The sequence below is a fragment of the Streptomyces longhuiensis genome (assembly GCF_020616555.1).
Taxonomy (GTDB): Bacteria; Actinomycetota; Actinomycetes; order Streptomycetales; family Streptomycetaceae; genus Streptomyces; species Streptomyces longhuiensis.
The window spans coordinates 9,625,570-9,637,977 of record NZ_CP085173.1; the positions used below are offsets into that span (position 1 = coordinate 9,625,570).

The following is a 12,408-nucleotide window of genomic DNA, read 5'->3' on the forward strand; positions in this document are numbered from 1 at the left end:
TCCACCCCAGGACCTTCCAGCCTCTACTGCTCACGGCTGCGGCGACGGCTTCGATGTCCCCGGCGCTCTAGCGGGAAGGCCCGTTTCCCTGGCGAAGCACTGCCGCAGCACAGCGCGCCGTTGGTGTCGTCTTTGGTGCCGTGCCGCCAGGGGCAGTGCTGGCCAACGAAGCAGACCGTAAGCCCCGCCTCGGTCTTCAACTGCGCCTGTGGGCAAGCTCTTTGCCCCGGTCCCAGGCGAGCGAGGGTCGCCGCAAGTGCACAGGGTGTGCGGTGAAACGTGCCACGAGTGTGTCCTTCATGGCCACGGCACCGTACCCGCCCAGCGCGCGCTACGTTCTTCGTCCGCGACTGGTGCTGTGGCCGGGAAGGTTCACCGGGTCGCAACCGGGGCTCGTAGCCTGGCTGGATGCCCGATGACCTTCTCGCCCTGTGGCCCCTCGCGCCCGCCTCCGAGACCGACTGGCTCGCCGAGCTCGCCCAGGACGACGGCCTCACCGGTTACGAGGCACCCAGGCGGCCCGACGCCGCCTGGGTGCTCGGCGGCATGTACGAGCGTGGGGGAACCGCGGACGATTCGGTCAACGACAGCCAGAGCCGGGATGAGCACCCTGGCCCGGGTTGGGAGCGGCTGCGCTGGGCACAGCTGGCCGCCCGCATCGGTGATCAGGTCGTGCCGCAGGGCCTGTACCCCTGTTTCCGCTGCTTCCCCTCTGCGAAAGAGGCGGGCGTCCGGCCCGGCTCCATCGAATGGCCGGCCGAAGGCAGTCTCGACAGGCCGACATGGGACCAGCTGATCCAGTTCCTTACCGTGCACAGCCCTCAGGGAGCAGACACCGTCTGCCTGGCGTACTACAACCCGATCATCACGCGGGACTTCGAGAAGGGGCATGTCCGCTCCGGCCGCCTGGGCGACGCCCAGTCCCTCTTCGACAACCCTGACGTCCTTTACACCCCATCCAACCTGTGGGCCGCAGACCGCTCCTGGGTCGTCTATACCGACTACGACCTCTGGGGCACCAAGGTCTGCGGCCCCCGCCCGCTTGTTGAGGCGCTGCTAGCGGACCTCACGATCGAAGCCATCCGCCTGCCCTGGACCAGCTAATGACATGCCAGGCGCCGCGACACGAACCCTTCCGGTCGCGGCCTGGAGGCCGTTGAAAAGTGAGACAGGGCCGTTCGTTACCGTTCGTTACCCAGGGTCCCGGTAGACCGCCAGGACGGCGCCGTTCACCTCGATCCGGCGTTCCTGGATTTTCTCCCCGTATCGCAGTGCGGCCAGGCACTTGCGAAACAGTTCCAGTTCCTGTGTGTCCAGCACCGCGGCGGCCAGATTCATCAGGTCGTCCAGGCTGGCGGGTGTGAGCGGTTCGGGAAGCTCGCCGGAGAGCAGGACCACCGGCTCTCCTGTCCTGTCCCGTACGACGGCCGTGGCAAACGCTCCATGGACGACAAGCACCTGGACCCCCCTCTCTGCCTCATGGAGGTTTCGGGCGGTTCAGGCCCGTGCGACGAGAGGATAGCCCCAATGGAACCTTTTTTAAGGTGATCTGACGCTTCAGCATGCAATAGGCGTAGGTGTCTAGATCGCCGGATCCACCCCGCCCGGCGTGCCGCACAGGCTGACCAGCCCAAGTCCTGCTGGCGCGCTATGCGTTGGCGGCCCCTGTGCTGTTTCGCCGTACCTCGGCCCCTTGCTCCACCGGCGTCGCGTGCTGGTGATGTGGAGGGATGGCTGCAAGTTGAAATGCCGCATCGGGACTCGTGTGGCTGTTGCTGGCCTCCCAGGTGCGTATTGCGATCACGGACCCCCGCGATCCTGACGCCCGGTATTGCCTGCGCTCCTACTTCGAGGAGTTGGGACGACGATTCGATTCCGGCTTCGACCCCGCCCAGAGCCTTTCTGCGAGCGACGAGGAGATGACGCTGCCCGACGGATTGCTTCTGGTGGCGAACGTGCAGGGCTCCCGGTCGGGTGCGGGGCGCTCAAGCTTCACCCCGAAACAAGGATCGCAGAGGTGAAGAGGATGTGGGCATCCTCGGACGTTCGCGGCCTCGGCCTGGGCCGCCGCATCCTCGAGCGTCTGGCAGAAGAGGCGATCATCCGAGGGATGCAGACGCTCAGGCTGGAGACGAACCGCTCGCTCGCGGAGGCCAGACGCCTTTACGAGACTGCGGGGTTTGTCGAGGTCGAGGCATTCAACTCCGAGCAGTACGCGCACCACTGGTTCGAGCGGAACCTCACAACCTGAGCTCTGTCGGTGGTGGTGCCTGCTTGGCCGAGTGAATGCATCTGCAGGCGGGTTGTTTGCCGCAGGTCGGTGGTGGAGGAAACTGTAGGGATGGGCGACTCTGGTGATTCCCGCGGGCTGGCCTCGGTCGAAGTGATTCACGCGTGTCTGGTCGAGCGACTGAACGCGGCTTTGAGCGGGCCAGAGATGTTCGGGGCGAGATTTTCCTACGTATGCTGATGGGTCATCTGCTCATGGCTGAACAGGAGGCGTAGGCGTTCGGACGGCTGCAGCGATCGTGGGAAGCGCGCGGGACATGGACCGCGACCGGGGTGACCGGGGCCTTCCGGGACCTGATTCCGAAGCCGAAATACAGCTGTGGGATGGCGTCGGTGTACGCGGAGTTCACGCAGACGCGTGGCTGGCTCAGGCCGAACCGCACCCTGGCCCCCGAGGCATGCCAGGCTATGGTCGGCCAGGCGCGTGACTGGGCGGGCAAGGACTGCACCTGGGCCGACGTGATTGACCGGTTCGGGCCGCCCTCGGTGCTGTTCGGCGGCAGCAGTCCGCTGTACAGCAAATAACTGGGCTACATCACCGACGACCCCGGGCTGCCCATGGGTGGTCTTCCACCTGTGGAACGGCACTGAGCCCGGTCCCGGCGACGGCTGGCCCCCCGCGCACGAGCAGCCGTTACTGCTCGCCGTTCGCCACGGCGGCGGCTTGTTCCGGGATTCGTTCACCTTCACCCCGCACGGAGAGCCTTTCGTCGTATCGGTCGAATCGATACTTCCTGGCTACTTGCCGGCGTCCTCGGCGACGGTGTGGGCGACGAGGGCGTTGGCGTGGCCGTGGCCCAAACGGTGCTCGGACTTGAGCCAGTTGACGAGCTCCATGTGCTTGCTGAGGGGGGAGGCGCGGATGAGTTCCTTCCATTCGGCGATCGGGCGGCTGTACTTCTTCTCGATGGAGGGGAAGTAGCTGGCAGGTCCCTTCACTTCGGTGGCCATGGGCGTCCTCGTTTCCTGTCGGGCTGATCTTGATGGTGCCGATGATGTCATCGGAGCGGCTGTCGGGCGGTGGTTAACGGTTCGCCGGGGCGGTGGCCAGGCTGGTCGTCACCGCGGTGAGCCGTAGCAGGCCGGGGCCCGCGCCGGCGGTGAAGGCCCAGGACGGAGGGGGCGGAGGCCGCGAAGCGACGCGCTGGGATGCCCTGAGCGTCTGGGGCATGTACGAGCCCTCCTCACGTGGTGTTGTCGCTTATCTGACCGACGGGAACCGGCAAAGTCATCGGTCCGAACAGTGTGTGCTAGATCACGAGCGCCTCGTTCGATCGCGCGGAGCGTCTCCGGCCCAACCCGGAGCCGAAGGCCCCCTGCCCGCCCTCACCTGGCTCAGGCAGCAGGCCGGTATCGGCTGCTTGCCTGGATGCCGAGATGCCAGGACGTGAGCATGATGTTCCTGCGCTGCGAGGCTGTCCGCTGTGTCGACGACGCGTCCCCGGCCCGCTCTGGCCGCGGCCCGATTCAAAGTCGCCCACAGCCACCAGTGGAGCGTCGGCCCGCAGCTCAATCTCGTGATGGAACATCACAGCCCCGGGGTATGAAGGCCCTTCGAGAGACGTTCGGTACCACGGCGTACGGCAATGATCGCGACGCTCGCCCTGACTGTCCCCGACCGGACGAAGAGGGTGGGAGTGGAGCCTCGGCTTGGCTGCCGGTCGGAATTCCATCGGGCGGGGGTGGGGCGCTGGCTACGTCTCCGACCCCAAGAAGCGCAAAGCCATCGCACTGCACGCCGAGAACCACGCGGCTGCCCGCTACGAGAAAGACGGCTGGACGGTCGAGAGACTGGGCAAGCCCTACGACCAACGCTGCACCCGCGGCACGGAGGAACGTCATGTCGAAGTCAAAGGCACCAGGGGAGCCGCGACGAGCGTAGAGCTGACGATCAACGAAGTCCTGCACGCCAGAGACATGGACAACACCGTCGACCTCTACGTCGTCAGCGACATCAAAGGCAACACCCGCACCGACCCCTACACCGCCAGCGGCAACAAAGTCACCCTCTTCACCGACTGGGAGCCTGCCGAAGAGGACCTCAGTCCCCGCAAGTACGAATACCGGCTCCCCGACACCACCAGCTGACCCCCGCGGGGCCCAGTAGTTGGAAGACAAGCCAAAGGGCTTGACGCCCGGTCACCTGCCCCGCCGCGCCAGGCTTCCACAGAGCCCGCTGTGTGGAGTGACTGCAGAGAGTCAGGTCTTGGGCTGCTCACGTCGTCCTGCGAACGGTGACTACGGGGCAGTGTGCGCGATTCATCACGGCCTGGCTCACCGACCCCAGGAGCAGTCCGGCAATGCCGCTGCGCCCACGGGCGCCGACAATCAGTAGCTGCGCTGCCTTGCTCGCCTCGACCAGTACCTCAGGCGCTTTGCCGTCCACCAGGTCGCGTCTGACGGCGATGTCCGGATGGGCGTCCGTGCGGCCGGCAATCGCCTGAGCCAGCAATTGCTCCACAGACTCGGGGTACTTGTCGGGCGAGGCCTTGTCCGGCTGCCATGCATGAACAGCCAGGAGCTCAGCCTGTCGCTGCGCGGCTTCAGCAAAGGCGATGTTGACGGCCTCGTCACTGTCTGGTGAGCCGTCGACTCCCAGTACCACAGGCCCTGCGGCAGCGGATGTCCGGTGCTTTTCGCGGACCGTCATCACCGGACAATGGCTGCGGGCGGCCAAGGACACCGGTGTGGATCCCAGCAGCAGGCCCGTGATGCGCCCCATACCTCTGGAGCCGACGACGATCAGGTCCGCAGCCTGGGACTCGGCTTCCAGCACGTGCACCACGTCACCTGTCACCACGGCCGTGGTCACCACGATCTCAGGCGCCACGACAAGGGCGTGGGCCGCAGCTTCGTGAACCAGCGTCCTGGAAGCCGGGTCCGGCACCAAGAGCCTCGGCTTGACCGGAACCTCGGCATGCACCACACGCAACGCCGCACCGCGCCGTGCTGCTGCTGTGGCGGCTGCTTCCACGGCGGTGAAACTCATCGACGAGCCATCCACCCCGACAACGACCAGACTGCCCATAGCCGGCTGCTCCACTTCAGGCTGTGGATTCTCAGCCTTGCCCCATCGGCATGTCGCTGCAATTCTTGCGCGCCCCTATGTACCGCACGATGGCCCTCACCCGGGCCCGGCCACATCCTGACACCGAGGGCCCACGGCCTATAGTCGGGCGACTTCGATCCGGGCTGAGGCTCGGGATTTCGCCCGCTGGACGGCGATCGTTCCGAAGCCCGTGCGGGTGTGCTGGTGACGACGAGGCGCCGGCTCCGAAGCGCGGTTGCGACGGGCTCGTCGGCTGGGGTGCCGAATCCGGTGAACGGGTGGGCGAGGCCGCGGCTGATGTACGCGGCAACGACGCGGGCGCACTGAGAGACCGTGCTGCAGGCCTTCTACGTCTTCCACCTAGACCGCCGAGCCGATCGGCGAGGCCCGGCCGCCGCCGGCCTTGGTCGCGGACGACGAGGTCGGCGAGGTCCTCGAACTGTTCTGGGGCAGGGGCCAGCGGCATCGGGCGGCTGCGCGGGGCCGCCGGCTTCTCGGTCAGCAACCGAACAGTTCTCCGGCGGCTCAGGCGCTCTCGTGCGCCTGAGCCACCGGCCACTCAGGAGGGGCCGCTCAACGCGGGGTCATTGCACGATGAGCTTGCTTCCCGACCAGGTCCAGTCCTGGTTGGTGTTGCCGGCCGTGCCTCGGCATCGGCCAGGACGCTGACTTGCGGCCGGGCCAGAGCGGGGCCGGCGGTGGGTGCGGGGCGAACCGCCCGGCACCAGGGGACCTGGCATAGAGCCGACGCCGGCCTAGCCGGCCAGGAGGCACGACCGCATCGCGCCGCGACCAGCTTCTCCGGGGTGCGTGACAGCTACACATCGATACCAGGGCGGTTGCCGCCACCGCCGCCGGGAGGCGCCGCTGAGCCCTCCCGTCCGGCGCATTCCGCTGGTAGAACGGTTGAATATCGTGCGCGCTGATGATCCTGCCGAGGAGGCCGCCGTCCATGACCAGGAAGGGCAGCCCGCCCCCGGAGCCGAGGCGCTCCAGGACGGCGGCGGCAGCTCGTCCGGTGCGGCGAGCGTGCACTGCGACACCGGGGTCTCCAGGTCCTGTAGCCGCAGCGGCGCCTGTTGCCGCCCGGACCGGCACGGCAGCCAGGCTGCGCAGCTGCACGACCCCGCGGGGCGGCCTTGGAAATCCAGCAGCGGCAGCACCGAATGTCGCATCTGAGCGGCCACGTCGGACAAGGGGCGCGAGAGTGCTGCGGCCTGTCCCGGTCCGGGGGCTCCACTGGGTGACACCAGGGGCGCCATGGTTCGGGAACCCTTGGCTGAGCGTCGTAGGGCTCGCCTGACTGCCGTAACCCGGCGCGCGCAGCGAATCTTCGCGCGCAAAGCTGTTGGGCGTACGTGCTCCATCCGTCCTGTCGGGGAGACAAAGAAGGTTTTCCTGTGCGTCTGCATCGAATAGCACTGTGGGTCACGGTCCCCATGGCAGTTCCTCTCGTGGCGGCACCGGCCGGCATGACGAAGGCCGCCGCCATCAGTGGGACGAAGCCATCGGCGTGGCGGGCCGAAGCGGTTACGGAGCCGGCTGACGCTTCCGCTCGGACCTTCCCATCCCTCGGAGCGGCGCCCGTGCTATTTCCTTACACAGCACATCGACCCGTCATCGTGCCGCGTTCGCAGTGGCGGGCAGACGAGACCAAGCGCGACCCCCATGCCCACTACGCGCAAGGGGTTGCGGCGATCTTCATCCACCACACCGACACCCCCAACGACTACAGGTGCGCGGATGTCCCGCGTACCTTGCGCAATCTGTACACGGGCCAGACCCGTGACCGGAATTGGGGAGACCTCGGCTACAACTTCCTCATCGACAAGTGCGGCAACATCTACGAAGGGCGCGCCGGTGGTACCGACCGCGCCGTCATCGGCTCCCACGCCATCGGGTTCAACCAGGGCACCGTGGGGATCGCGGCGATTGGCACCTTCGGACGAGGGACTCCGGTGCCGGCGGCCATGGAACGCGGGATCGCGGCCCTCGCCGCCTGGAAACTCGGCTTGCGCGGCGTCGACCCCACCAGCAAGGTGCGGCTGACGTCCACGAATGACAAGAGCCGTTACGCCAAGGGAACTTCGGCCGTATTCAACGTGATCTCCGGCCACCGCGACGGCTTTGCCACCGACTGCCCCGGGGAGGCGTTGTTCGCCCGACTCCCTGCGATCCGCCGGCTCGCCGCCGATCTCCAGGGCAGGTCTGCACGGACACCCGTCGGTGCCGCCCGCCGGTGACTTTGCGGACCCTCCATCAGCGCAGTAGTTGACCGCCGGGCGTGGGGGCTGCCCTGGTCTCGCGGATCGATCAGGGATGATGCGACTGGGCGTTCCAGGACGTGAGTGGTGGTGACTGCGGGGAGCAGGTTCACGGCTCTCCTTTGGATCTGGTAGGTCCCCTTCATGCTGCCTACGGCCCGGTTCAGCGAATTCGTCGAAGGACAGAGCTATATCGCAGGAGGCGAAGAGCCGACCCGGGATTTGCCAACTGGGCTGCAAACTATAGGAGTTGCGTGAGCACGGGCGGCCTGAGCCTCGAGGAGGTGAGTGCATCCGTGTTCGCGGTGAAGGGGCCAAGGGCCAGCTGACCACCGCCGACAGAGTCCAGGCGACCGCGCTCTATCTGCGCAAAATCGGCCCCCAGAGACTTACTCGCCCAGCTCTTCGGAGCCAACCGCAGCACACTCACCAGAACCGTTCACCAAGTCCAGCCCCTCCTGGCCGAGCATGGCTCCACCTCTCCACCCTCGACAGCCAGATTCCGCACGCCCGCTGACATCGCCGCGTTCCGCGCTAGGGGTTTCCGCATCCTTCAGGTCAAGGTCGAGCGGCTCCATGGGCGGACGGACCCCGCCGCCCGTGGCCTGATCGAACTCGAGGGAACCGCCGATACCGCTCAGCTGACCTCGGAGTTGTTCCAAGGCGACGGCGTCATAGATATCGCGCTACCGCATCAGCCGACGACGAGTGGCCGCCAGCCGAGGTGCCCGCAAATAGGCAGGCTCGCTGTCACTCCGCTTCGCGTTCGCCTCTTGCCGGGGGGCTATGTCCAGCAGGGCGATGCTTCCGAATGGCTGGTCAGCAAACGCGGGTCAGTCCTCGCTCCGGTGGGTGACCGGGGCGTCGGTGCGATCGCCGGGGAACTCGTACCAGCGACGCTGCAGGCACACGAACTCCACGTCGGCGCGTACCAGGCGCATGAATCCGCAGATGGTATCGGCGAGCCGCTCGTCGGAGCCGGGGTGGGAGAGGCGGCCGTCCTCGGTGAAAGCCTCGTACGCGCGGGGCAGGCTGAACATGTCGGGGTAGACCCGTGTCCCCAAGTGTTCCAGCGGGACCCGCAGCGCCCACAGGCCACGGTTGCCGCCGATCATCGAGGGGGAGGACGAGACCAGCAGCGCGTGCTTGGTCTTGAACGGCTGTGGCCGCACTCGGGAGACCCAGTCGATGGCGTTCTTCAGCAATCCTGGAACGGAGGCGTTGTACTCGGGCGACGAGATCACAAACGCATCGCAGCGTTTGATCCTTTCGCACAGGGCCAACGCGCCGGCGGGCAGCCCTTCGGAATCCTCCAGATCCCCGTCGTACAGCGGCATGTCGAAATCCCGCATCCTGGCCAGGTCAACCTCGGCACCGGTCTCGACGATCATGTTCGACGCCAGGGAGGCCAGCTGCGCGTTGGTGGACCCGGCGCGCAGTGCAGCGCCGAATACCAGGACCCGCACGGGTGCCGGCTGAGGGTCCATGGTCATCCTGCGGCCTCTTTCGCCCGGTGGTTGTCCCCGACAGTCAGTTTTCCCCACCCCGGCCGTCCGCACCAGACGACACTCTGCGGTTCCTGAGCGGTGCCACAGGTGGCCGCGCCAGGCACGCTGCCACCGGCGCGCAACGATGGTGTCGGTAACGGTGCAACCACCATTGAAGCCACACCGCACTCAAAGGCAAAGCCCCATCAGCTGCGCAAACAACGCCCCAGGGCAGTACAACTAGCGCGTGGGCGCTGCTGCTCAGCGCCTCGTCTCGTACCTGGTCAGGACCACGCCGCCGGGAAACGTCCGCGTATCCACCAGGTTCAGGTTCACCCAGTTGCCCAGCGCGGTGAAGAACGGCGTGCCGCCGCCCACCAGGACCGGATGGGCGGCGATCGCGTACTCGTCGATCAGCCCGGCGCGCATTGCCGCCCCGGCGAGCGTTGCGCCGCCGATGTTCATTGGGCCGCCGTCCTCGGCCTTGAGCCGGGTGATCTCGGCGATCGCGTCGCCGGTGACCAGGCGGGTGTTCCAGTCGACCTTGTCGATCGTCGAGGAGAACACCACCTTCGGCGTGTCCCGCCAGTTCCGCGCGAACTCGATCTCCGCCGCGGTGGCTCGTGGCTGCTGGTCGCCGGTCGGCCAGTAGGAACTCATCGCCTCCCACAGCTTGCGCCCATACAGCGACAGGCTACTTTCCTGCTCGTGGTCGAGCCACCACTGGAACAGCTCGTCGCTCGGCGGTCCGCTCCAGCCGATGTCGTCGCCGGCCGCGGCGATGTAGCCGTCCAGGGTCAGGTTCATGCCGTAGATCAGTTTCCGCATGACCAAGCCTTCCGTCCGTGAGTGTCCGGCGTATGGACCAGCGCGGCGCGGGAAACTCATCGGTGCGCGATCTGGGCGCGCCGATAGTCCTCGTCCTCGGGGCTCAGCGTGGTGTACTCGACCGACTCAGGCAAGCCGCCTGATCCCGACCTCGCCCTCGCGAGGAGGACGGGGTGAACCCGGACTGTTCGGCCTCCTCTCGGTGGCATTTCCTGCTGAGATCAGCCCGTGAGCGTCCCGCCGGAGCGGGCGGTTTCAGCGTGCTCTTGCGAGGAACCCCAGGGATTCACCCCCGGGAGGAATCGCATCCGGTGACGGTGATGCGGAGCATCGCCGCGGCAACGGGCGCGGCGCACGCAAGAAATTGGGCCGCGGTGCCTGGTGAGGAATGTGCACGGTTCGAATGCCGGCACGTCAGGCGGCAGGTAGCGTCACGGTCGTGAAGTTGACCGTGCAGGTGAAACTCCTGCCGACGCCCGTGCAGGCGGCGGCACTTGAGGAAACCCTGCATGCCTGCAATCAGGCCGCGACCTGGGTGTCGTCCGTGGCGTTCGAGAAGGACATCAAGCGCAACTTCGCCCTGCGTGAGCACACCTACACCAAGGTCAAGGACCGGTGGGGGCTCGGCGCTCAAGCGGCCCAGCACGTCAGCAAGAAGACCTGCGATGCCTACCGCACGTTGAGGGCGAACCTGAGGGCCGGGAATCTCGGTAAGGCCTCCTTCAAGCGCTACCGGCGGGCAGTCGAGAAACCGATCGCCCTCCGCTTGGAGGGTGCCCAGCCCTACCACGACCGGATGCTGTCCTGGCGGGACGCAGAGCACACGGTGTCGATCTGGACCCTGTCGGGCCGGATGAAGAACGTGGCGTTCACCGCCGCCCCCGAACACTTGGCCCGTCTGGCCCTGTACCGCAAGGGCGAGTCCGACCTGCTGTACCGCGACGGGATGTGGTTCCTGACCGTCACCCGCGAGGTCCCCGAGGCCGAACTCAGCACCCGTGTCACCCAGTTCCTGGGGATCGATCTGGGGATCGTGAACATCGCGACCACCTCGGACGGTCAGACCATGGCCGGACGCTGGCTGAATCGCGGGCGTCTGCGCGAGCGCACCCTGCGTCATCCGGACCGTGGTCGAGGTCCGTCTTCGGATCGGTGAGCGTCGCGTTCGAGGCGAACCGGACAGGCAGTCGGTGTTGGCGATGAAGGGCTGGCTGCCCATGGGCGACCAGATCCGCCAGGTTCTCGGCGATGATGGCGTCTTCCTGCTGCTGGTCGAAACCGACGTTCGCGATGACAGTGCCCCGGTAGACCTTCCGCAAGTGTCGGATGATGCCGTCGTCGGCCAGTTCGGTCACTGAATGGAGGAAAGGCCGTCCGGCGCCTCCGGCAGGGCCAGATGGGCGAGGTCTTCAGGCGCGGGTGTGTTCAGCGACCACAGGGGTGCGGGGGTTCCGTCGGCGACTGCGGCCGGGGCGTCGGTCAGGTTCATCCGCTCGCGAAGACGGCCGTAGAAGTCCATCGGTCCCAGCCGCACAGCTCGCAGTCGGTGGGGGGCCGCGTACACGCCGATCCAGTCTCCCGGGTCCAGCACGCCTCGGAGCTGGCCGTCGATGCTGATTGCGGCCGGGCCTGAGCGTTCCAGGATGCGCAGGACGACGGGTTCGTCGGGGGCCGTGACTACCGATCGGTCGAAGGCCATGTGCGGGGCGACGGGCGTGAAGACGAGGGCCTCGGCGCGGGGAGAGACCACGGGGCCGCCGGCAGCGAAGCTGTAAGCGGTCGAGCCGGTCGGCGTGGCTACCAGCAGTGCGTCGGCGGAGTAGGACGCCAAGAGCCTGCCGCAGATATAGACGCCGACTGATACCTGGCGGTCCCGGGAGAGCTTCTCCAGGACGACATCGTTGAGCGCGGTGACGTCCAGCGGGATGCCCCACTCGTCGTCGGCCTGGCAGTTGGCGCGCACCTGGGGTGGTGGCAGAAGCGGCCCGCGGCCGTAGCGCACCCATGCTTCCAGGTCGGCCGGCACTTTCAGGCGGCAGGAGGCGCGCAGGGCGAGGAGCATGCGGGTGTCGATCCTGAGCCGGCCCTCGCGCACCGCATCGAGTGCGGCAGGCACGCCGGAGGACGGTACCTCCGTCAGGAAGCCCACCCGTCCCAGATCGACGCCCAGGACGAGTGCGTTGTTCTCGGCGGCCACCCGGGCGCCGCGCAGGAAGGTGCCGTCGCCGCCCAGGGTGACGATGAGGTCGGGGTTCCCTGCGGCTTCTACCTCCCGGCTGGCGCTGTGTCGGTCACCGTCGTGCCACACATCGATGTCCGTGCACTGCACGGCGTGATGTGCACACCATGCCCGCACCGCACGGGCCGCCTCCCTGGCTTCCGGGCGCCCGGTGTGCACGACCAGGCCGAGTCTGCTCATCCTCATCGCTTCCTCCACCTCTGCCTCCAGGACGGGTCGGTCATCAGGTCGTAGCGATGGCGCGCAGAAGGG

At 67.1% G+C, this 12,408-nt stretch carries 14 protein-coding genes and 1 pseudogene; 9 read left to right on the top strand and 6 right to left on the bottom strand.

Annotated elements, in window-relative coordinates:
* Positions 1-408: 408 nt before the first annotated feature.
* Complete coding sequence (locus LGI35_RS43910) at positions 409-1,104, top strand: hypothetical protein (protein WP_227300003.1); 696 nt, start codon at positions 409-411, stop codon at positions 1,102-1,104.
* 87 nt (positions 1,105-1,191) lie between these two features.
* On the opposite strand, the gene LGI35_RS43915 is transcribed toward LGI35_RS43910, so the two are convergent.
* Entirely contained in the window at positions 1,192-1,398 is a 207-nt protein-coding gene (locus tag LGI35_RS43915; protein WP_227300004.1) for a hypothetical protein, read from the bottom strand.
* Positions 1,399-1,763: 365 nt separating this feature from the next.
* Between LGI35_RS43915 and LGI35_RS43920 the strand changes: the two genes are divergently transcribed.
* From LGI35_RS43920 to LGI35_RS43930, 3 genes are all read left to right on the top strand, one after another.
* Positions 1,764-2,021, top strand: coding sequence for a hypothetical protein (locus LGI35_RS43920; RefSeq protein ID WP_227300780.1), 258 nt, complete (start codon positions 1,764-1,766; stop codon positions 2,019-2,021).
* Positions 1,937-2,251, top strand: a complete 315-nt coding sequence (locus LGI35_RS43925; RefSeq protein ID WP_227300763.1) for a GNAT family N-acetyltransferase — start codon at positions 1,937-1,939, stop codon at positions 2,249-2,251. The genes LGI35_RS43920 and LGI35_RS43925 overlap by 85 nt, the downstream gene beginning before the upstream one ends.
* A 311-nt stretch (positions 2,252-2,562) precedes the next feature.
* Positions 2,563-2,814 (top strand): hypothetical protein, encoded by a 252-nt coding sequence (locus LGI35_RS43930; protein WP_227300005.1) that lies wholly within the window; start codon positions 2,563-2,565, stop codon positions 2,812-2,814.
* A 213-nt stretch (positions 2,815-3,027) separates the two neighbouring features.
* On the opposite strand, the gene LGI35_RS43935 is transcribed toward LGI35_RS43930, so the two are convergent.
* The gene (locus LGI35_RS43935) at positions 3,028-3,240 is read right to left on the bottom strand and encodes a DUF4287 domain-containing protein (RefSeq protein ID WP_227300006.1); all 213 of its coding nucleotides are present in this window, start codon (positions 3,238-3,240) and stop codon (positions 3,028-3,030) included.
* 699 nt (positions 3,241-3,939) lie between these two features.
* On the opposite strand from LGI35_RS43935, the gene LGI35_RS43940 reads away from it, so the two are divergent.
* A complete protein-coding gene (locus LGI35_RS43940) occupies positions 3,940-4,377 on the top strand; it encodes a protein NO VEIN domain-containing protein (RefSeq protein WP_227300007.1) in 438 nt (145 codons plus the stop codon).
* Positions 4,378-4,504: 127 nt separating this feature from the next.
* Here LGI35_RS43940 and LGI35_RS43945 read toward each other — a convergent pair whose 3' ends face one another.
* Positions 4,505-5,317, bottom strand: a complete 813-nt coding sequence (locus tag LGI35_RS43945; RefSeq protein ID WP_227300008.1) for a universal stress protein — start codon at positions 5,315-5,317, stop codon at positions 4,505-4,507.
* 1,643 nt (positions 5,318-6,960) lie between these two features.
* On the opposite strand from LGI35_RS43945, the gene LGI35_RS43955 reads away from it, so the two are divergent.
* Positions 6,961-7,581 carry a peptidoglycan recognition protein family protein gene (locus LGI35_RS43955; protein WP_341483487.1) on the top strand — a complete coding sequence of 207 codons (621 nt, stop codon included), beginning with the start codon at positions 6,961-6,963 and terminating at the stop codon, positions 7,579-7,581.
* A gap of 268 nt (positions 7,582-7,849) precedes the next feature.
* Positions 7,850-8,138: pseudogene (locus tag LGI35_RS43960) on the top strand (helix-turn-helix domain-containing protein); the annotation flags it as partial.
* 297 nt (positions 8,139-8,435) lie between these two features.
* Here the strand turns inward: LGI35_RS43960 and LGI35_RS43965 are convergent.
* Entirely contained in the window at positions 8,436-9,095 is a 660-nt protein-coding gene (locus tag LGI35_RS43965) for an NADPH-dependent FMN reductase (RefSeq protein ID WP_227300010.1), read from the bottom strand.
* A 255-nt stretch (positions 9,096-9,350) separates the two neighbouring features.
* The gene (locus LGI35_RS43970; protein WP_227300011.1) at positions 9,351-9,917 is read right to left on the bottom strand and encodes a dihydrofolate reductase family protein; all 567 of its coding nucleotides are present in this window, start codon (positions 9,915-9,917) and stop codon (positions 9,351-9,353) included.
* Positions 9,918-10,356: 439 nt separating this feature from the next.
* On the opposite strand from LGI35_RS43970, the gene LGI35_RS43975 reads away from it, so the two are divergent.
* Both LGI35_RS43975 and LGI35_RS43980 read left to right on the top strand, forming a co-directional pair.
* Positions 10,357-11,073: a hypothetical protein gene (locus LGI35_RS43975; protein WP_227300012.1), complete on the top strand. Its 717-nt coding sequence runs from the start codon at positions 10,357-10,359 to the stop codon at positions 11,071-11,073.
* A gap of 61 nt (positions 11,074-11,134) precedes the next feature.
* The gene (locus LGI35_RS43980; RefSeq protein ID WP_227300013.1) at positions 11,135-11,275 is read left to right on the top strand and encodes a hypothetical protein; all 141 of its coding nucleotides are present in this window, start codon (positions 11,135-11,137) and stop codon (positions 11,273-11,275) included.
* Here LGI35_RS43980 and LGI35_RS43985 read toward each other — a convergent pair.
* Positions 11,269-12,342, bottom strand: coding sequence for an NAD(+)/NADH kinase (locus LGI35_RS43985; RefSeq protein ID WP_227300014.1), 1,074 nt, complete (start codon positions 12,340-12,342; stop codon positions 11,269-11,271). The two genes, LGI35_RS43980 and LGI35_RS43985, sit on opposite strands and share 7 nt — an antisense overlap.
* Positions 12,343-12,408: the final 66 nt, after the last annotated feature.

Excerpts from the sequence above, each read along its gene's own strand:
- LGI35_RS43935 (WP_227300006.1), bottom strand. The coding sequence starts at position 3,240 with ATGGCCACCGAAGTGAAGGGACCTGCCAGCTACTTCCCCTCCATCGAG.
- LGI35_RS43970 (WP_227300011.1), bottom strand. The coding sequence starts at position 9,917 with ATGCGGAAACTGATCTACGGCATGAACCTGACCCTGGACGGCTACATC.
- LGI35_RS43980 (WP_227300013.1), top strand. The coding sequence starts at position 11,135 with ATGGGCGACCAGATCCGCCAGGTTCTCGGCGATGATGGCGTCTTCCTG.
- LGI35_RS43965 (WP_227300010.1), bottom strand. The coding sequence starts at position 9,095 with ATGACCATGGACCCTCAGCCGGCACCCGTGCGGGTCCTGGTATTCGGC.
- LGI35_RS43945 (WP_227300008.1), bottom strand. The coding sequence starts at position 5,317 with ATGGGCAGTCTGGTCGTTGTCGGGGTGGATGGCTCGTCGATGAGTTTC.
- LGI35_RS43910 (WP_227300003.1), top strand. The coding sequence starts at position 409 with ATGCCCGATGACCTTCTCGCCCTGTGGCCCCTCGCGCCCGCCTCCGAG.
- LGI35_RS43985 (WP_227300014.1), bottom strand. The coding sequence starts at position 12,342 with ATGAGGATGAGCAGACTCGGCCTGGTCGTGCACACCGGGCGCCCGGAA.